We start from the raw sequence: 18,406 nt of genomic DNA on the forward strand, positions 1-18,406 counted from the left end.
TTACTCCCTGATCTGGACGAGGTCGGGCGGGCCGGCGACCTCGAGTTGGCGGGACAGGTGGAGCAGGTCGTCGAGGGGCAGACCGGACGAGCCGGATCCGGAGGCGACGACGTCGAAGTGGGACACCCCGCTCTTCATCGCGACGAGCGCGTTGACCAGGGCGAGCCGGTTGTCGCCGGAGAGCCGCACCCGCAGCACGGCCGGGCGGGCCCGGACGACGGCGTCCTGCAGCACCCGGCGGACCTGCAGTGGCGACGCCGGTGTCACCGGTGACTCGGCGAGGCCGATCTCGTCGCAGCCCAGCGCGGTGAGGGCGTCGACGGCGGCGAGGACCTCGCCGGCCCGGTCCGGGTCGAAGGCGTCGGGCACGTAGCCGACGACTGTGACGCCGGACTGCCGGGCCGCCCGGACCACCTCAGGTGACGGCGGGCTGTCGGCGGAGAACTCGAAACAGTCGCCGTCACCGTGCAGGCGCGCGGTGACGGTCTGCGGCAGCGGGTCGGCGAGCTGGACCCAGTTGCGCGAGTGGAACAGCAGCGGCGCGGTGACCCGCGGCAGCGCCGCCCCGGTCACCTCGCCGACGAAGATGGTGTGGTCGCCGCCCGGATAGGCGTGTGCGACGGTGCAGTCCAGCCAGGCCACCGCCTCGCTGAGGACGGGGCAGCCGTTGGGCGTGATGGTCCAGTCGAGACCGGCGAACCGGTCGGTGACGCTGCGGTCCTGCCCGGCGAAGCGGCGCCCGATGTGCGCCTGGTCCTTGCCCAGGAAACTGATCGCGAACTTGCCCGCGTCACCCAGGAGGGCGCGGCTGGGCAGATGGTTGCCGAGGCAGACCGAGACCATCGGCGGATCGAGGCTGACGGAGGAGAATGAACTGGCGGTCATCCCGTGCATGCCGTGCGGGCCGACCGTGGTCACCAGGCAGACGCCGCTCGGCCACTGTCCGAGCACGGATCGGAAGGTCGTGCTGTCGACCGGCACTCGTACACTCCGTTCCGGTGGGGCTGTTTCGCTCTAGGAAACGTCGTTACGCTGAACGTAACGACGTGCCGATGCCATGTCAACCGCGGAACGGTACGGCGTTCCGCTGTGCGAAATGGCAGGCTAGAGTTCGGCAAGGTTTGTTCCGTACCTGTTCCATGGGGGTTTCGCTGTGCCAACGCCTTCGTCTCCCGCGTCTGGCGAGGAAGAGAGCCAGTCGCGCTCCATCGCCGCCGTCGAGCGGGCCATGGACGTGCTGCTCTACTTCGGCCGCGCCGATCAGCCCGACCTCGGGGTGACCGAGATCGCCACCGCGCTCGGCCTGACGAAGGCCGCCGTGCACCGCATCCTCACCGCGCTGCGCAGCCGCGAGCTGATCACCGTCGACCCGGCCACCCGCCGATACGCCCTCGGTCACGCCGCCGTCGCGCTGGGCCGGGCCTACCTCGCCCGCACCGACGTGCGCGCGATGGCCGCGCCCGAGCTCAAGCACCTCTCCGAGCGCACCCACGAGACGGCGACGCTGTCGCTGCGCCGCGGTGACACCCGGCTCTACGTCGACCAGGTCGTCCCCGACCAGGAGCTGCGACTGGAGGTCAGCCTCGGCATCCCGTTCCCGCTCAACGCCGGCGCCTCGTCCAAGGCGTTCCTGGCGTTCCTGCCGGACTTCGAGGTGGACGCCTACGTCTCCCGGCACCCGCTCGAGGCGGTCACCGACAAGACCATCGTCGACCCGGCGAAACTGCGGAAGGACCTGGCCGCCATCCGCCGGCGGGGTTACGCGACGTCACTGGGGGAGCGCCAGGCCGGAGCGGCGTCGATCGCCGCCCCGATCTTCGACCACGACGCCCGGGTGGTCGCCGTGATCAGCCTGGCCGGGCCGGCGCTGCGGTTCAAGCCGGACACCGAGCAGGCCGTCGCCGACCTCCTCGCAGCGGCCGGCCGGATCTCGGCGCAGCTCGGCTACCAGCCCCGCAACGCGGCCTAGAGGTTCGCCAGGGGCTTGGCGACTCCGAGCAGCCCGGCGAGGAGCACCGAGCCCCAGATCACCCAGACGTAGGGGAGGCAGCCGTTGACACTGCTCTTCACCACGGCGTTGTCCTCGTCGCCGGCCGTGCCCGCCATCACCCTGCCGAAGAAGGCCGGCCCGAACGGCTTGAGCTGCCGCCGGATGCCGAGCCCGGCCGCGATCGCGCACGCATAGAGGACGACCTTGCCGCCCAACCACTTCGGGTTCGTGGTGACACCGAACGGCTCGGCGGCGACCAGGGTGAAGACGCCGGCAGCGAACATGCCGGCGACCACCGCGATCCGGATCGCCCAGTCGATCCGCTTGACCGTCGGGTGCGCGCCCGGCTCGTGGTGGTCGGTCCACATCAGCCACACCCAGACGAAGGCGCCGATCCAGGCCGGGACGAGCAGCCACCACGGCAGCAGGGGGATGCCCCAGACCGAGGCGCCGTGTGCGTCGAGCGACATCAGGGTCAGGCCGCTGGGGAGGAAGAGGATGAGGCAGATCTTCGGCCCGAGGTCCAGCCCGAGCATGATCTTCAGGGCGGTGTGGCGGGCGGCCGGGGTCAGCGAGGAGTCGATCACGTACCGGCTGGAGTAGAAGACCCCCAGGTCCCCGCCGAGCCAGAAGACCATGAGCACGATGTGCAGGTAGAGGAAGATCTCGAGCATGCGGCCAATGGAAACACCTTTTCACTGTGCGAAACAAGTGCTAGCTTCGCCGCATGCTCGGCCGCTATTACGAAGACTTCACCGTCGGTGACACGTACCATCACCCGCTCGGCCGCACCATCTCCGAGACGGACAACACGTGGTTCACGCTCCTGACGCTGAACACCAATCAGAGCCACTTCAACGCTGATTACGCGGCACGGACGCCGTACAAGCGACTGCTCGTCAACTCCACGCTCACGGTGGCCATCGTGACCGGCCTGTCGGTTCCCGACGTCAGCCAGCACGCCTTCGCCAACCTCGGCTGGGAGCAGATCACCATGCCCGCCCCGGTCTTCGTCGGCGACACCATCTACGCCAAGTCGATCGTCCTCGACCTGCGTGAGTCGAAGTCGCGGCCGTACGCCGGGATCGTCAAGGTCTTCACCACCGGCTTCAACCAGGACGGCGTCGACGTCATCACCTGGACCCGCACGATGCTCACCTACAAACGCGGCCACGGGCCAGGGGCGGCGTAATGCGCCTCGACGTGCAGCCGTGGGGCGAGACGATGGCCGAGCTGGTCACCGCCGCCCGGGCCGCCGAGTCGGCCGGCGCCGGCGTCGTCTGGGCGCCCGAGCTGCACCGCAACGCCTTCACCACCGCCGCCGCCCTGGCCGCGGCGACAGGTCAGGATCTCGGCGTCGGTACGGGCATCGCGCTCGCCTTCGCCCGCAGCCCGATGCTGACCGCCCTCGCCGCCGCCGACCTCGACGAACTCTCCGGGGGACGGTTCCGGCTCGGCCTGGGCACCGGTGTGGCCCGCCTCAACCAGGACTGGCACGGCGCCGAGTTCGCCCGCCCGGTGTCCCGGCTGCGCGACACCGTCGCCATCATCCGGGCCGTGCTGGCCGGCGGCGACCCGATCGTCCACGACGGTGTCCGGTCGATCCGGGTCCGCGGATGGCGCCGGCCGTACCCGCCGGTCCGCGCCCGCATCCCGATCTACCTGGCCGGGGTGGGCCCCTCCATGGTCGCGCTGGCCGGTGAGGTCGCCGACGGGTGGATCGCCCACGAGCTGTGCCCGCCGTCCGACCTGCGCGACCGGATCCGGCCGGCGCTGGAGGCCGGCCGCGCCCGCGTCCGCCCTGACCCGGGCACCGGCGGTGACGGCATCCGGCCTGTCCGGGACTCCGGCCGCGGCCCGGCGGGTGTGCGGCCTTTCGATGTGGTCGCCGCGGCCTGCTGCTCGGTCGACCCCGATCCGGCCGTCGCCCGCCGCCGCGCCGCCAACGTCGTCGGCTTCTACGCCTCGGTCCGCTCCTACGCCGACACCTTCGGCGCCGCCGGGTTCGGTGCGGTCTGCGCCGCCGCGAACACCGCCCTGCGCGCCGGCCGGCCCGCCGACGACCTCGGCGACCTGATCCCCGACGAGATGGTCGACGCGTACACGATCGCCGGCACCGCCCAGGAGTGTCTCGCCCGGCTGAAGGAGTACGACGGGCTGGCCGACGCGATCAAACTCTCCCCGCCCTCCTACGGTCTGCCGGCCGGCGAGGTGCGGCATGCCCAGGACCGCCTGCTCGACCTCGTGGGGAGTGTGCAATGAGGCCACTTGAGGACATCCGGATCGTCGCCGTCGAGCAGTACGGCGCCGGCCCGTTCGGCTCGGTGCACCTGGCCGACCTCGGCGCCGACGTCATCAAGATCGAGGAGCCGGGCACCGGCGGCGACGTCGGCCGTTACGTGCCGCCGTACGCCGACGGCGAGGACTCGCTGTTCTTCGAGACGTTCAACCGCGGCAAGCGCTCGCTGTCGCTGGACCTCTCCACGGCATCCGGCCGGGAGGTCTTCGAGGACGTGGTCCGCCACTCCGACGCCGTGTACTCCAACCTGCGCGGCGACGTCCCCGGCAAGATTGGCATAACGTACGACCAGCTGAAACACATCAATCCGAGCATCGTGTGCTGCTCGCTGACCGGTTTCGGGATGACCGGCCCGCGTGCCGCGCAGCCCGGCTACGACTACATCCTGCAGGGCCTCGCCGGCTGGATGGACCTGACCGGCGAACCGGGCGGACCACCGGCCAAGTCGGGCCTGTCCCTCGTCGACTACTCCGGCGGTTTCGTCGCCGCGATCGCCCTGCTCGCCGGGGTGCACGCGGCCCGCCGCGACGGCCACGGCATGGACTGCGACCTGAGCCTCTTCGACACCGCGGTCGGCATGCTCACCTACCCGGCCGCCTGGCACCTGAACGCCGGGTTCGAACCGGCCCGCACCCGCTACTCCGCGCACCCGTCGCTGGTGCCGTTCCAGCTGTTCCCGTCGGCCGACGGGTGGGTGGTGGTCGGCTGCGCCAAGGAGAAGTTCTGGCAGCGGCTGGTGACGGTCCTCGGTGTGCCGGCGCTGACCGATCCGCGGTTCGCCACGTTCGCCGGCCGCCGCGTCCACGCCGGCGAGCTGCTGCCGCTGCTGGAGGAGACGTTCGCGACCCGGAACACCGCGGACTGGCTGGCCCTGCTAGAACCGGCCGGTGTCCCGTGCGGCCCGGTCAACGACGTCGCCGCGGCGCTGCGCGACCCGCACACGCTGGCCCGGGGCCTGATCGTCGAGACCGAGCACCCGCACTGGGGAACGGTCCGCCAGGTCGCCTCACCGGTCCGGGTCGGCACCGAACCCCCGGTCTACCGCCGCGCCCCGCGCCGGGGCGAGGACCTGCCCTATGTGGCCGGCCTGCTCGGCTACGACGACACCCAGCTGACCCGACTCCGTGAAGCGGGAGCCTTCGGTAAGGCCCCCGAATGAACCCCGGCGCCCTCAACGCTGACGCCGTCAACGCTGACGCCGTCAACATTGATTCGGTCAACATTGACGCCGTCAATGTTGACCGAATCAATGTTGATTCGAATCCGGGTGAACCTGCCGCTGTCGTGCTTGCGCGATGGGCTGCCCGGCTTGACCGGCGAGGGCTGCCGGATGCCGTCGTCCACGCCGCCCGGGAGCACCTGATCGACGCCGTGGGCTGTGCCGTCGCCGGTATCCGGCGCGGTGCCGCCGACCCCGCCCTCACCGTCGCCCGGGGGCTCGGCGGGCCGCCTGAGGCACGGCTGTTCACCGGGGAGCGGGTCGGTGCGGTGGCCGCGGCCTTCGGCAACGCCGTGGCCGTGCACGCCCTCGACTTCGACGACACGCATGCCGGTGGGCTGGTGCATGCGAGCGCGGTGACCGTACCCGTGGCGCTCGCCGTGGGAGAGCAGACCGGAGCCCGCGGCAGCGACATGATCACCGCCCTGGCCGCGGGTCTGGAGGTCGTCTGCCGTCTCGGCGCCGCGGCACCGCACGGATTCCACGCGCGGGGCCTGCACGCCACCTCGATGTGCGGGGTGATCGGCGCCGCCGTGACCGCCGGACTGCTGATCGGGCTCGACGAGACGAGGCTCGCCCACGCGATCGGCATCGCGGCCAGCGGGGCGAGTGGCCTGCTCGAGTTCCTGCACAGCCCGGCGAGCACGAAACAGCTGCATCCCGGCACCGCGGCGGCCAACGGCATCCTCGCCGCCCGCCTCGCCGCCGCCGGAGCCACCGGCCCGGCCGGAGCCCTCGACGGCGAGTACGGCCTGTTCCGCACCATGACCGGCCGTGCCCCCGACGCCACCGTCCTCCTTGGCGATCTGCCCGGTACCGCGCGTGCCGAGCCGCGGTCCGATCCGGACCTCACGTCACCACGCGGCGAGGGCGCACCGTCGCGTGCCGAGCCGTGGTCCGATCCGGACCGCCCGTCACCACGCGGGGGTGGGCGGTGGGAGGCGACCCGGATCGGGATCAAGCCGTACCCGGCCTGCCAGCTCACCCACGCCTCGATCGACGCGGCCGGCGAGTTCACCGGTTCGATGCCGTCGGCGCTGACCGTGACCCTGCACCCGGACGCCGTCCCGATCGTCGGTGGCCCGGAGAAGCGGCGGCCGCGCAGCGCCTACGAGGCGAAGTTCAGCGTCTACTGGTGCGTGGCCGCGATGATCGTCGACGGCTGGGTGGACCTCGACACCTTCGAGGACCTGGACCGCCCCGACGTCCTGGCGCTCGCCGCACGCATCACCGTGGAGACCGGCGCCGCCGGCGTGGTCGCCGCCGACGCGCCCGGCATCGTCGCCGCTGACGGCCGGGTCGCGCGCGTGGAGCGTTCGGCCGGCGGGGGAGTGCGTACCAAAGCCACAGCGAATCTCGGGCCCGGCGCCCCGGCTGTCTTCGCGGCCGACGGCCCGGTGGCCCTGCTCGATGCGATCGAAGGGTGCCTGAAGTGACCGCGTACCTGCCGGCGGTGCCCGGCTACCACCTCCTCGGCGTGGCCCCGGCCGACGTCGTCCACGTGACCGAGTACGTGACCGCCGCCGCCCTCGCCGACCCGGCGTTCCTGGACGCGGCCCGGTTCGCGGCGCTCGGCGGTCACCGGGTGCCGGTGTCGCGGGTCCCGGTGGAGGCGATCGCCGGCGACGACGCGCCGTACGCGGTCGCCGTCGTGACCCATCCCGGCGGCGGTGACCTGATCACCGACGGCGAGGACGTGCTCCGGGCGGCCGGTGGCATCGTCTTCCTGCCGAGCGTGCACACCACCGACGGCGACTTCCGTGACCAGTACCGCTGGTGCCTGGAACGGATCGCGGCCCTGCTGGCAAAGGCCGGACTGGACACGGGCGCCCTGGTCCGGACGGTCGACTACACGGCGACGGCGACGCGCGCCGAGTACCCGCGCTGCGGCCGACCGCGCAAGGAGCTGCTGGGTCCGGGCCCGGTGCACCCGGGCGCGGCCGGCATCCTGGTCGACGTCCCGGTGGCGCCCGGCGCGGCCGTCTCCCTGGACGCGGTGGCCGCGTACGGCCCGTTGACCGCGCTGAACCCGGGCTGGGCCCGCTACGACACGCTCACCTACAAGCCGGCGGTACGGGCCGGCGACAGCGTCTTCCTCGCCGGCTTCGGGGCGCTGGACCCGGTCAGCCAGCGGGCGATCCACGACGACGACCTGGCCGGGCAGGCCGCGTTCATCTACCGGAGCATCGAGACGGTGCTGGCCGAGGCCGGCGCGACCGGCGAGAACGTCGTCCACCTGGTCGAGTACCTGACGCCGGCGGCGGTCGCCGACTACCCGCGCACGGCCGCCCTGCGGGACCGGCACTTCCCGAACGCGGTCGTCACGTCGGTGGTCTGCTCGGCCCTGCTGCGGCCGGAGTTCCTGCTGGAGACGGTCCCGACGGCGGTGCTCCGATGACGCTGCTGACCGAAGCCCTCGAAGCCCGGATCGGCGAGGAGCGGGTCTACACCGCCCCGGAGCCACTGGGCCGGGCCGCGATCCGCTACTTCGCGCTGGCCACCGGCGACACCGACCCGTCGCACCTGGCCGGTGACGTCGCCCCGCCGACGCTGATCTGCGAGACGAACCAGTACGCGAACCTGCCCCGCGACGCCGACGGTTACGCCGGGCACGGCTGGCACCTGGAGGTCCCGGGCACCCGCCTGGTCCGGGGCGGCAACTCCTACCGCTTCGAGCGCCCGGTCGGCCCGGAGGACGTGATCACCGCCCGCTGGAGGCTCGCCGGCATGACCGAGCGGGTCACCGGATCCGGCAAGCGGATGCTGGTGGTGATCTCGGAGGCGACCTACACCGACCAGAACGACCGGCTCCTGGCCGTCAACGAGGAGACGCTGATCTATGTCGAGCGATGAGCTGACCTTCGAGCGCACCATCGAGCTGCCGGACATGATCGCCTACGCGGGAGCGACGTGGGACTGGCACCGGCTCCACTACGACATGTCGTATCTGCGGGAACGGGATCTGGACCGGCCGGTGGTCGACGGCCAGGTCTTCGGCGCCTACCTCGCGATCGCGCTCCGCGAGTGGTTCGGCCCCGACGCGATCATCACCGGGTTGAGTCTCCGCTTCAGGAACCTCGTCTTCGCCGGCGAGACCATCCGCTGCCTGGGCACGGTGACCAGCGAGGTGGACGGCCGGATCGAGGTGGACCTGCGCGTCGAGACCATCACCGGCCGGATCGCGGTGGCCCCGGCGAGCGCCACCGTCCACCTGCCATGACCGGCGTCGCCATCGTCGGCGCCGCCGAATGCGACCTCGGCCGGACCGGTAAGAGCATCCTGGAGCTGCAGACCCAGGCGGTCACCCGCGCCCTCGACGACGCCGGTCTCACCCTGGGTGATGTCGACGGTCTCGCCACCAATGGCATCTCCCGCTTCTCGGCCACCCAGCTCGCCGACTGGCTGGGCCTGCAACCGTCCTGGTGCGACTCGACGTTCGCCGGGGGAGCGGTCTTCGAGATGTACGTGGCCCGCGCCGCCCAGGCTATCGCCGCAGGTCAATGCCGCACCGTGGTGATCTCCTACGCCTCCGACCAGCGTTCGGCCCGCAACCGGAAGCTGGCCGCCACCTACGACGAGGGCACCCCGGAGGCCGACTGGGAGGCCCCGTACCGCCCGCTCTACCCGATCTCCTACTACGCGATGGTCGCTCAGCGTTACCTCCACGAGCACGGTCTGACCCGCGCGGACCTCGCGACGGTCGCGGTGGCGGCCCGGGCGAAGGCTCAGATCAACCCCAGGGCATGGACGTACGGCCAGGGGCCCCTGACCGTCGATGAGGTTCTGGACGCGCCCACGATCTCCTCCCCGCTCGGCAGACTGGACTGCTGCCTGGTCACCGACGGCGGCGGAGCGATCGTGATGACGTCCCTCGAGCGGGCCCGCGACCTGCCGAAACGCCCGGTGGAGGTACTCGGCTACGGTGAGGCGCTGACCCACACCGGCATGGCCACCGCCCCCGACCTGCTGCGTACCGGGGCGATCGACTCGGGCCGCCGCGCCTTCGCCCGGGCCGGCCTGACCCCGGCCGACGTCGACGTGGTGCAGCTCTACGACGCGTTCACCATCTCGGTGCCGCTCGGCCTGGAGGCGCTGGGTTTCGCCGCCCCGGGCGAGGGCCTGTCGGCGACCGTCCCGCACAACACCACCGGCGGCGGCCTGGCCTACTGCCATCCCGGCCAGTTCGGGGTGCTGCTGCTCGTCGAAGCGGTCCGCCAGCTGCGGGGCGAGTGCGGCGAACGTCAGGTGCCGGGCGCCGCCACGGCACTGGCCCACGGCACCGGCGGCATCTTCTCCAGCCACGCCACGGTGCTCCTGGGAGCCGGCCGATGATGCTTCAGCACTGCGTGACCTGCCGGACCGACCAGTTCTACCCGCGCCCGATCTGCGCCACCTGCGGCAGCCGCGAACTGGTCGACGTCGAACCGCTCGGCACCGGCACCGTCGACAGCTTCACCGTCGTGCACCGGGCCGACGAACCCTACGTGCTCGCCCGGGTCCGCCTCACCGAGGGCCCGATCGTGCTCACCCACCTGGTCGGTGTCACCGACCCGCAGTGTGACCAGCCCGTCCGGCTCGTTCCGGGCTCCGAGCCGGCCGTATTCACCACGGAGTGACGATGGACTTTGACCTCAACGACGAGCAGCGCCTGTTCCGCGACGTGCTGCGCGACTTCGTGGACCGCGAGATCCGCCCGGTCGCCAGCGAGTGGGAGGCCGCCGGCCGCTACCCCACCGAGATCGTCGAGACGATGCGCGACATGGGCCTGTTCGGCCTGACCGTCCCCGAGGAGTACGGCGGGCTCGGTGCCGACATGGTCAGCTTCGCCCTCACGTTCGAGGAGATCGCCAAGGGCTGGATGGGGGTGGCCGGCATCCTCGGCTCCCACTCGCTGTCCTGCTGGCTGATCGCGAAGCACGGCACGGACGAGCAGAAGTCGAAGTATCTGCCCGACCTGGCCAGCGGCAACCGGCGTACCGGAATCGCCCTGACCGAACCGGATGCCGGGACCGACCTGCAGGGAATCGCCACCGTGGCCCACCGCGACGGTGATTTCTATGTCCTGAACGGCCGGAAGACCTGGATCACCAACGCCCGCCACGCCGACCCGCTGCCGGTGCTCTGCAAGACCGACCCGACGGCGACGCCCGCGCACCGGGGCATGTCGGTGATCCTGGTCGAGGCCGGCACCCCCGGCTTCACCGTCGAGCGTGACCTGCCGAAACTCGGTTACCACGGCACCGAGTCGTGTGAGGTCCTGCTGGAGGACGTCCGTGTACCGGTGTCGCAGCTGCTCGGCGGTGTCGAGGGCCGCGGCATGCAGCAGGTCCTGTCCGGCCTGGAGACCGGCCGGATCAACGTGGCGGCCCGCGCCCTCGGCATCGCCCAGGCCGCCTACGACGAGGCCCTCAGATACGCCGGGCAGCGCAAGGCCTTCGGCAAGCCGATCGGCGACTTCCAGGCCGTCCAGCTGAAGATCGCCGAGATGGCCGCGCAGGTGCAGGCGGCCCGGCTGCTCGTCTACTGGGCGGCGTCCCGCTCCGACGGCGGCCACCGGGTCGACATGGAAGCCGGCATGGCCAAGGCGTTCGCGTCCGAGGCGGCCGTGTTCTGCGCTCTCAACTCGATGCAGGTGCACGGCGGCTACGGCTACTCGAAGGAGTTCGTGGTCGAGCGCCTCTACCGGGACGCGCCGCTCATGATGATCGGCGAGGGCACCAACGACATCCAGCGGGTCGTCATCGCCCGCGCGCTCCTGTCCGGCGCGGCGGCGATCGGATGAGATCGTTCCTCTACGTGCCCGGCAACCAGCCGACGATGCTCGCCTCGGCACTCAACCGGGGCGCTGACGCGCTGATCGTCGACCTGGAGGACGCGGTACCGCCGGCCGAGAAGGAGACCGCCCGCTACACGGTCGCCGAGTGGCTGCGCTGGCTGCCCGCGGACGCCCCGGTGTGGGTGCGGGTCAACTCCGGTGCGATGGGCCTCGACGACGCCCGCACGGTCATCGCGCCCGCTCTGCGCGGCCTGGTGGTGGCCAAGGCCTCGGCAGAGCAGGTGACGGCACTCGCCGGACTCCTCGACGAGCACGATCCGGCGGGGGCGGTCGGTCTCGTACCGCTGCTGGAAACCCCCCGGGCCATCCTCGACGCCGCCGCCATCGCCGCCGCGCCGCGTGTCACCCGCCTCCAGATCGGCGAAGCCGATCTCGCCGCCGAGCTGGGCGTGACCCCGGGAGATCAAGAGCTTCTGCTGGTACGGTCGACCGTCGTCCTGGCTTCGGCAGCGGCCGGAATCGCCCCGCCCGCAGCCGCCGTCTCCACGGATTTCCGCGACCTCGACGCGCTCCGCCGTTCCACCGAGGCACTCAAACGGCTCGGTTTCCGCGGCCGGGCCTGCATCCACCCGGCGCAGATCGGAATCGTCCACGAGGTCTTCACCCCCACCCCCGGCGAACTCGCCGACGCCCGCGACCTGATCGAACGCTTCGAGGCGGCCGGCGGCGGGGTGTGCCTCGACGCCCGCGGCCGGATGGTCGACCTGGCCGTGGTCCGGGAGGCCCGCAACGTCCTGGCGATGGACCCGCTGTAGCGCCGGCTGTCCGGCAGCCGACACCACGGACGGTGTCGCTGCTGGACACTACGCCGGGTCGTCCGCGCCTCGGAGGGATCGTCGTTGCCCGTGTTCCTGTTCGCCTTCGCCCCGCCGGCTCCGAGCCCGGACCCGTCCCCGGCGGGTGCGGCCGCCGACTCGGTGTGGCAGTCGCCCGAGGTCGTCGCGGCGTTCATCGCCGCCGTCATCGGGCTCATCGGGCTGGTCGCCGGCGTGATCCAGTGGAAGAAGAGCCAGGGAGCCCAGCGCCGGCTGGACCGGGAACGGGCCGACTACGAGGACCGGCTCGCCCGCGACCGGGCCGACGGTGAGGCCGACCGGCTGCGCCGGGAAGCGGCGGAGGAGGCCGAACGGTCCCGCCGGGAGACGACGGAGGCGGCCGCCGCCTACAAGGTGGAGCTCGTCTCCGAACTCAAGGCGCTCCGCGTGCTGGACATGGCCCGGCCACTCGACCTGCGGGCCCTCTACGTGCAGGTCCGGATCCGCGAGGACGAGTCCCGCCGGTACGTCGCCGACGAGGAGATCGAGGCACTGGCCGCCGGCCGCCCCGCCGAACTGCTCCGGGCCACCGCCGAACGCACCGTGGCCAAACACGCCGACGCGGTGGCGCCCGAAGAGGCGCTGTCGCGCTACCAGCGGGTCGTCATCGTCGGCGATCCCGGCGCCGGCAAGACGACGATGCTCAAACACCTCGCCTTCCGCATCGCCCGCGACGAGTCGAACACCCTGTCCGGCACCCCGATCTTCGTCGAGCTGCGCCGGTTCATCGACAGCGGGCTCGACGACATCCTCGAATTCGCGGTGCGTGAGTGCGTCCACCGTTACGGGTTCACCGGCGCCGGGGAGTACCTGCGGGAACGCCTCGACCAGGGCGACGTCACCCTGCTCCTGGACGGGCTCGACGAGGTCCTCGGCGGATCCGACGCCGAACAGGCCCGCGACGCCTACCGCAAGGTCGCCGCCGAGATCGAGCGGGTTTGCAGCCGTCACCCCCGGACGCCGATCGCGGTGACCTGCCGCCGGGCCGGGTTCAACGGAGGGCTGGACCGGTTCCAGGTCCTGGAGGTCCTCGACTTCACCTGGGAGCAGAGCCGACTGTTCCTCGGCAACTGGTTCACCGGCCGCGACCGCGAACTGCGCGACCTGGTGAGTTCCCTCGGCGGCAACGTGCGGATGAAGACACTCGCCGCCAACCCGCTGATCCTGTCGCTCATCGCCATCGTCTACGAGAACGACCTGGAAATCCCGGAACGCCGGTCCGAGCTCTACCACCGCTGCCTGGACGTGCTGCTGAAGGAATGGGACTCCCGGCGCGGGATCCGGCGGTACGCGCGTTTCACCACCGACCGCAAACGGGACCTGCTGGAGGAACTCGCCTGGCATTTCCACGTCCGGGGGCAGCGGTACTTCCCTGAACCGGAAGTCCTCGACATGATCCGCGACTTCCTGCCGACCATCGGCCTGGACGACGCGGATCCCGCGGAGATCCTGCGAGAGATCGCGGCCAACTACGGTCTGCTCCGGGAACAGGCGGCCGGCTGGTACGGCTTCTGGCACCTGACCATCCAGGAATATCTGGCGGCCGTCTGGGCCAACGAGCACTTCGCCGAGGCCCGTGATCACGTGCTCCGGTACCGGCACGATCCGTGGTGGGAGGAGGTCCTGCTGCTCCTGGCCGGCCGGATGTCGGACGCCACCGACCTGCTCCTCGGCATCGCCGGCAGCCCCGGCCGGCAGGCGGCGCCGCGGGTTCCGATCGTGGCCGGCGACGACATCCTCTGCCGTGACCTGCTGCTGCTCGGGCACTGCCTGCTCGCGGCCCCGCGCATCAAGATGGCCGGCCTCCGCGCCGGCATCGTCGACTCCCTGTGGGTGGCCTTCACCGAACGGGACGAGGGCTACGTCATCGAGGAGTCCAGCCGGATCCTCGTCGGCCTGAGCGCGAGCAGGGTGCGGGCCTTCTTCGGCGAGGAGACCACCGCCCTCAACTACCAGTGCAAGATCGCCATGGCCAGGGCCCTGGGCGAGTACGGGGAGGAGGCCACCGTCGTCGCGCTGGCCGACGAGGTCGCCCTCGACTCATGGACCATGATCCCGGAGTCCATCATCCGGGGAATGCACGACCGCGGAATCTCGGCCGCCCGGAGGATCGCCACCGAGGTGCTCGACTCGGCGATGGCGCCGGACCGGATCACGGCCCTGTCCAGCCTCCTGTGTGAATGCCTCAAGGTGCTGAGCGACACCGACGGGAAAGCGGCTGTCCGCTATGTCAGGGCGCTGACGCCGTACATCGTGGAGTTGAACGCCTCCAAGGATCTGAGGCGCAAGTTGCCGGCCGTGCAGATGCTCTCGGGAATCGCCTATGTGGCGATGCACCATGGTCATCGTGAATACCTGGACCTGTTGGACCGGTTCCTCGAGCGGGGAATCCCTCCCGTCGGCGAGGAGGACCCGTGGGTCGCGGTCGTCGCCCTCAACCGGCCGGGAGACGAGGCCGCGACCATCGACACCGTCCTCGCGCTGACGCCGTTCGTGACGCCGGAGGCGATCTCCCGGGTGACGGAATTCTGGACCGAGAGTCTCCAGGTCGCGGCGATCGACAGGTTCGTCACACTGGCCGGTCAGTCATGCTGGTGGATCTACAACCTCCTGGCGGGCCTCCCGGCCCGGCCGGAACTGCTACGGAAGGCCATCGACGAGCTGCATTTCGGCGACCCCGACAAGCGGGACGCCCTCGTGACCCTGCTCGCCCGCGGTGGCGACGGCCAGGCAAGCCGGGACCTGCGAGCCTCGTTCCGGCGGCAGTTCACCGCGGACTCGTTCAACGGGTATCTCCTCGTCCGGCAGGTGCACACCCTCGTCGACCTGGGCCTCACCGATTCCGTGCTGGCCGAGGTACGCGCGGCTCTGGCTCGCGCCGCATCGTCCGGCGATCTCGACGCCGTCGTCTTCGCACGATGGGCCGGCCTCGTTCCGCGAACGCAGCTCGACGCCATGGCCGGCCTGCTCTGGCCGATCTTCGAACGACTCGGTCCCGGGTTGCTGCGAACCGACCCGCGGCGATACGCCGAAACGATCCGTGTGATCACCTGCCGGGCGACCGCCGCTCGTGTCATGGCGCTGGAATTCCCGGACGGCCCCGATCTCGGATCGGTGGTGAGCGCCCTGGGCAACGTCGTGGACGCCGAGCTCCTCCCCACCTTCGTCGAATTCTGGAGGAGGCTGGATCTCGATCACGGTTTCTTCCGGGACGAGACGCTGACCCTCGTCCTGCTCCGGCTCAACCATCGGCTGTACGCGGACGGGCGCCTGGTGCCGGCTGTCGAGAGCGCGCCCGCCTGAGGCAGACTTTCCTGGTGACGTTCCGTGGCTGGCCGAGCGAGGCCCTCGAGTTCTACGAGGGTCTGACCGCCGACAACTCCAAGACCTACTGGACAACCCACCTGCCGGTCTACGAGAACCAGGTGAAGGCACCCGCCCTGGCCCTGCTCGCCGATCTCGAACCCGAGTTCGGCCCCGGCAAGATCTTCCGGCCCTACCGTGACGTCCGCTTCAGCAACGACAAGACCCCTTACAAGGACCACCTCGGCATCTGGCTGGAGTTCGGCGGTTACATCCAGCTGGGCCAGGACGGTCTGGCGGCCGGCTGCGGCATGTACCAGATGGCCCCCGACCAGCTCGAACGCTACCGCCGCACCATCGTCGACGACCACCTCGGCCCGTCGCTGGAGGCGCTGATCGCCGACATGGGGAAGTCCGGCGTCACGGTCCACGGGCACGGCACCCTGAAGACTGCCCCGCGCGGCTTCCCCAAGGACCACCCCCGCATCGAACTGCTGCGCCACAAGGGCCTGACCACCTGGCAGGAGTGGGAGCCGGCCCCGTGGATGGGCACCGGCGCGGCCCGCGACCGCATCATCGACTTCTTCCGGATCAGCCGCCCACTGCGTGCGTGGCTCGACCATCACGTCGGCCCATCCGCCCGATGACCCACCGCTGCCGGCCGCTTCACCGCGCGGCGCTGCCGGCCGCTTCACCGCGCGGCGCTGCCGGCCGCTTCACCGCCCCGGCGCCTTCACCCGCCCGGGCGCCGTCGGCCGCTCACCCGCCCGGGCGCCGTCGGCCGCTCACCCGCCCGGGCGCCGTCGGCCGCTTGCCCCGCCCCGGCGCCGTCGGCCTTCCTCCTCTAGTCGAGGCGGGCCAGGACCAGGTCGTGCAGCGCGGTCAGCTGGGCCGTCTCGTCCTCGGTGTGGGCGGTCACGGTGATCGCGGCGCGCCGCCCCTCGTCGATCAGCGCGATCTGCCCGTAGGCGCCGTGCATCCGGACGGCACCTCCCGGCTCCAGCCAGATGCCGAGACCGTAACCGTCGGTGTGCGCGTCGCCCTCCTTCATGTCGACCCGGTCGGTGGCCATGCGCCGTACAAAATCGGAAGGAATCACCTGCTCGCCCTCCCAGACACCGGATTGCAGCAGGAGACGCGCGAAGCGCGACAACTCGCCGGTCCGCAGGAAAAGGTCGCTCTCCGCGAACGGAAAACCCAGCGGACAACAATGCCAGGCCGGATTGTGCAGGTCGAGCGGCCGAAAAAGGCGAGGCAGCAGATAATCGCGAACATTCGCACCGGTCACCCGGGCGATCAGACGGCCGAGAGCATAAAAACCACTCCCGGTGTACGCGAAACGCCTCCCCGGCGGGGCGACGAGTGGCTCCGCGACGAACTCGTGCAGCAGATCAGCCGCGTCGACGCGCCGGTCGGCGAACCACTCGTGCCCGCTGCCACTGGTCATCGTCAGCAGATGGTGCACGGTGACGCTCTCGAACCCGTCGGCGGCGAGCGGCCGTAGCTCCGGAAAATGGTCGATCACCCGGTCGCCGAGACCGAGCCGGCCCTCGGACTCGGCGATCCCGACGGCGACGGCGGTGAACGTCTTCGACACCGAGTAGAGGTTGACTCGATCGTCGGACCGGAAGCGGTGCTCGACCGATGGCCGGCCCTCCCGGTGGACGTGGATCCCGTAGGTCCCGAGGCCCTGCTCCCGGTCGGCCCGGACGAAATCGGCAAGCAGATCGTCGGTCATGCCCAGACCCTATCGCGCCCCGAAAGATGATCGACAATTCTGTGAGAAAGCTGTCGGTATCCTTTGTGATTGACGATATAAGGCCTGTTAAGAAGCTTCTTGCGGTGTGGCAATGACATTGTCAATGATCTGCCGGACATCCGATGGGGTAGAAGGAGTTCCCTGTGATCCGACAAGGCCGATGGGCGGTCGGCGCCACCCTGGTCCTGACGCTCGCCGCGGGGGATGCACCAGCTCGGGCGACGAGACGGTGCCGGATCAGCCGGTCAAGTCCTACGACAAGACCGTCGCCGGTGTCGTGGAGGCGGCCGAGGCGTTTCTCGCCACCCTCGACGGCACCGAGAAGTCCAAGGTGGCCCTGGAGCTCACCGCGGAGAACGCGACCGCACGGTCCCACCTGCCGTGCGGCGGCACGTGCCGGTCCTGCATCAAGCTCGGCGGCTATTCCGGCGGCACGTACTTCCTCGCCTTCTTCGCCTTCCTCGCCTTCTTCGCCTTCTTCGCCTTCTTCGCCTTCCTCGCCTTCCTCGCCTTCCTCGCCTTCCTCGCCTTCCTCGGCACGCCGAGCACCAGTGGCGCCTGGCAGCTCCCCTTCGGAGGTCACCACCTCGCCGTCAACCTGTCGTACAAGTCCGGCCAGGTCACCGGCGCCTCGCCGTTCTTCATCGGCGTCGAACCGACCAGCTGGACCGACGACTCCGGCACCGCACACGCTCCACTGGAGAACATGAGGTCGGCGCTGCTCGCCATGAACGGCAGCCTCAGCGGCGCCGAACAGGCGAAGGCGAAACTGGAGCAGAGTTTCAGCGACGTCCTGGTCGGCCCGGGCGAGGACGGCAGATTCCCGGAGAAGAAGTCCGGCCTGGCAGTCAAGGACCTGACCGCCGGGCAGGAGAAGCTGGTCCTGGCCGCGATCGAGCCGTGGGTGGCCGGCGCCGACGACACGACCGCCGCGTCGCTGATGGCGACCTACGAGAGGGGACTCGGCGAGACCTACATCGCCTGGTCCGGCACGACCGGCCTGACCAGCCACGCCGACCACGTCCGCATCGACGGGCCGAGCGTCTGGGTCGAGTTCGTCTGCCAGAACGGCATCGTCATCCAGAACCAGATCCACCACCACACCGTCTACCGCGACCACACCCGAGACTACGGCGGCGAATTCACGTTCAGCTGACCCTGCTGATACCAGTAACAGCGGGGGGC

At 70.7% G+C, this 18,406-nt stretch carries 18 protein-coding genes; 15 read left to right on the forward strand and 3 right to left on the reverse strand.

The window, feature by feature from the left end:
* Positions 1-951: a flavin reductase gene (locus tag ACFO0C_RS30975; protein WP_378070253.1), complete on the reverse strand. Its 951-nt coding sequence runs from the start codon at positions 949-951 to the stop codon at positions 1-3.
* 202 nt (positions 952-1,153) lie between these two features.
* Between ACFO0C_RS30975 and ACFO0C_RS30980 the strand changes: the two genes are divergently transcribed.
* Positions 1,154-1,969 carry an IclR family transcriptional regulator gene (locus tag ACFO0C_RS30980; protein WP_378070254.1) on the forward strand — a complete coding sequence of 272 codons (816 nt, stop codon included), beginning with the start codon at positions 1,154-1,156 and terminating at the stop codon, positions 1,967-1,969.
* Here the strand turns inward: ACFO0C_RS30980 and ACFO0C_RS30985 are convergent.
* Positions 1,966-2,664, reverse strand: a complete 699-nt coding sequence (locus tag ACFO0C_RS30985) for a hypothetical protein (protein WP_378070255.1) — start codon at positions 2,662-2,664, stop codon at positions 1,966-1,968. The two genes, ACFO0C_RS30980 and ACFO0C_RS30985, sit on opposite strands and share 4 nt — an antisense overlap.
* A 53-nt stretch (positions 2,665-2,717) precedes the next feature.
* On the opposite strand from ACFO0C_RS30985, the gene ACFO0C_RS30990 reads away from it, so the two are divergent.
* The 13 genes from ACFO0C_RS30990 to ACFO0C_RS31050 all read left to right on the forward strand — a co-directional run bounded on the left by ACFO0C_RS30990 (position 2,718) and on the right by ACFO0C_RS31050 (position 16,109).
* Positions 2,718-3,182: a MaoC family dehydratase gene (locus tag ACFO0C_RS30990; protein WP_378070256.1), complete on the forward strand. Its 465-nt coding sequence runs from the start codon at positions 2,718-2,720 to the stop codon at positions 3,180-3,182.
* Entirely contained in the window at positions 3,182-4,252 is a 1,071-nt protein-coding gene (locus tag ACFO0C_RS30995) for an LLM class flavin-dependent oxidoreductase (RefSeq protein ID WP_378070257.1), read from the forward strand. Before ACFO0C_RS30990 ends, ACFO0C_RS30995 begins: the two co-directional genes overlap by 1 nt.
* Complete coding sequence (locus tag ACFO0C_RS31000; RefSeq protein WP_378070258.1) at positions 4,249-5,448, forward strand: CaiB/BaiF CoA transferase family protein; 1,200 nt, start codon at positions 4,249-4,251, stop codon at positions 5,446-5,448. The genes ACFO0C_RS30995 and ACFO0C_RS31000 overlap by 4 nt, the downstream gene beginning before the upstream one ends.
* Before the next feature lie 125 nt (positions 5,449-5,573).
* A complete protein-coding gene (locus ACFO0C_RS31005; protein WP_378070259.1) occupies positions 5,574-6,944 on the forward strand; it encodes an MmgE/PrpD family protein in 1,371 nt (456 codons plus the stop codon).
* A complete protein-coding gene (locus ACFO0C_RS31010) occupies positions 6,941-7,906 on the forward strand; it encodes a RidA family protein (RefSeq protein ID WP_378070260.1) in 966 nt (321 codons plus the stop codon). Before ACFO0C_RS31005 ends, ACFO0C_RS31010 begins: the two co-directional genes overlap by 4 nt.
* Positions 7,903-8,361, forward strand: coding sequence for an FAS1-like dehydratase domain-containing protein (locus ACFO0C_RS31015; RefSeq protein WP_378070261.1), 459 nt, complete (start codon positions 7,903-7,905; stop codon positions 8,359-8,361). The genes ACFO0C_RS31010 and ACFO0C_RS31015 overlap by 4 nt, the downstream gene beginning before the upstream one ends.
* Positions 8,348-8,728: a MaoC/PaaZ C-terminal domain-containing protein gene (locus tag ACFO0C_RS31020; protein ID WP_378070262.1), complete on the forward strand. Its 381-nt coding sequence runs from the start codon at positions 8,348-8,350 to the stop codon at positions 8,726-8,728. The genes ACFO0C_RS31015 and ACFO0C_RS31020 overlap by 14 nt, the downstream gene beginning before the upstream one ends.
* A complete protein-coding gene (locus ACFO0C_RS31025) occupies positions 8,725-9,840 on the forward strand; it encodes a thiolase C-terminal domain-containing protein (RefSeq protein WP_378070263.1) in 1,116 nt (371 codons plus the stop codon). Before ACFO0C_RS31020 ends, ACFO0C_RS31025 begins: the two co-directional genes overlap by 4 nt.
* On the forward strand, positions 9,837-10,124 hold the full coding sequence (locus ACFO0C_RS31030) for a Zn-ribbon domain-containing OB-fold protein (RefSeq protein WP_378070264.1): 288 nt from the start codon (positions 9,837-9,839) through the stop codon (positions 10,122-10,124). The genes ACFO0C_RS31025 and ACFO0C_RS31030 overlap by 4 nt, the downstream gene beginning before the upstream one ends.
* Positions 10,125-10,126: 2 nt before the next feature.
* Positions 10,127-11,290, forward strand: coding sequence for an acyl-CoA dehydrogenase family protein (locus ACFO0C_RS31035; RefSeq protein WP_378070265.1), 1,164 nt, complete (start codon positions 10,127-10,129; stop codon positions 11,288-11,290).
* Complete coding sequence (locus ACFO0C_RS31040) at positions 11,287-12,099, forward strand: HpcH/HpaI aldolase/citrate lyase family protein (RefSeq protein WP_378070266.1); 813 nt, start codon at positions 11,287-11,289, stop codon at positions 12,097-12,099. Before ACFO0C_RS31035 ends, ACFO0C_RS31040 begins: the two co-directional genes overlap by 4 nt.
* A 90-nt stretch (positions 12,100-12,189) precedes the next feature.
* Positions 12,190-15,462 (forward strand): NACHT domain-containing protein, encoded by a 3,273-nt coding sequence (locus ACFO0C_RS31045; protein WP_378070494.1) that lies wholly within the window; start codon positions 12,190-12,192, stop codon positions 15,460-15,462.
* Positions 15,463-15,476: 14 nt separating this feature from the next.
* A complete protein-coding gene (locus ACFO0C_RS31050; RefSeq protein WP_378070267.1) occupies positions 15,477-16,109 on the forward strand; it encodes a DUF2461 domain-containing protein in 633 nt (210 codons plus the stop codon).
* Between the two features lie 197 nt (positions 16,110-16,306).
* On the opposite strand, the gene ACFO0C_RS31055 is transcribed toward ACFO0C_RS31050, so the two are convergent.
* Positions 16,307-17,200, reverse strand: coding sequence for a serine hydrolase domain-containing protein (locus tag ACFO0C_RS31055; RefSeq protein WP_378070268.1), 894 nt, complete (start codon positions 17,198-17,200; stop codon positions 16,307-16,309).
* 250 nt (positions 17,201-17,450) lie between these two features.
* Between ACFO0C_RS31055 and ACFO0C_RS31060 the strand changes: the two genes are divergently transcribed.
* A complete protein-coding gene (locus tag ACFO0C_RS31060; protein WP_378070269.1) occupies positions 17,451-18,377 on the forward strand; it encodes a DUF3500 domain-containing protein in 927 nt (308 codons plus the stop codon).
* Positions 18,378-18,406: the final 29 nt, after the last annotated feature.

The organism is Actinoplanes subglobosus (assembly GCF_042650585.1).
GTDB lineage: Bacteria > Actinomycetota > Actinomycetes > Mycobacteriales > Micromonosporaceae > Actinoplanes > Actinoplanes subglobosus.

Bases quoted from the DNA above. Each gene is read 5' to 3' on its own strand.
- ACFO0C_RS30985 (WP_378070255.1), bottom strand. From the start codon at position 2,664: ATGCTCGAGATCTTCCTCTACCTGCACATCGTGCTCATGGTCTTCTGG.
- ACFO0C_RS30990 (WP_378070256.1), top strand. From the start codon at position 2,718: ATGCTCGGCCGCTATTACGAAGACTTCACCGTCGGTGACACGTACCAT.
- ACFO0C_RS30995 (WP_378070257.1), top strand. From the start codon at position 3,182: ATGCGCCTCGACGTGCAGCCGTGGGGCGAGACGATGGCCGAGCTGGTC.
- ACFO0C_RS31000 (WP_378070258.1), top strand. From the start codon at position 4,249: ATGAGGCCACTTGAGGACATCCGGATCGTCGCCGTCGAGCAGTACGGC.
- ACFO0C_RS31015 (WP_378070261.1), top strand. From the start codon at position 7,903: ATGACGCTGCTGACCGAAGCCCTCGAAGCCCGGATCGGCGAGGAGCGG.
- ACFO0C_RS31020 (WP_378070262.1), top strand. From the start codon at position 8,348: ATGTCGAGCGATGAGCTGACCTTCGAGCGCACCATCGAGCTGCCGGAC.
- ACFO0C_RS31025 (WP_378070263.1), top strand. From the start codon at position 8,725: ATGACCGGCGTCGCCATCGTCGGCGCCGCCGAATGCGACCTCGGCCGG.
- ACFO0C_RS31030 (WP_378070264.1), top strand. From the start codon at position 9,837: ATGATGCTTCAGCACTGCGTGACCTGCCGGACCGACCAGTTCTACCCG.
- ACFO0C_RS31035 (WP_378070265.1), top strand. From the start codon at position 10,127: ATGGACTTTGACCTCAACGACGAGCAGCGCCTGTTCCGCGACGTGCTG.
- ACFO0C_RS31040 (WP_378070266.1), top strand. From the start codon at position 11,287: ATGAGATCGTTCCTCTACGTGCCCGGCAACCAGCCGACGATGCTCGCC.
- ACFO0C_RS31055 (WP_378070268.1), bottom strand. From the start codon at position 17,200: ATGACCGACGATCTGCTTGCCGATTTCGTCCGGGCCGACCGGGAGCAG.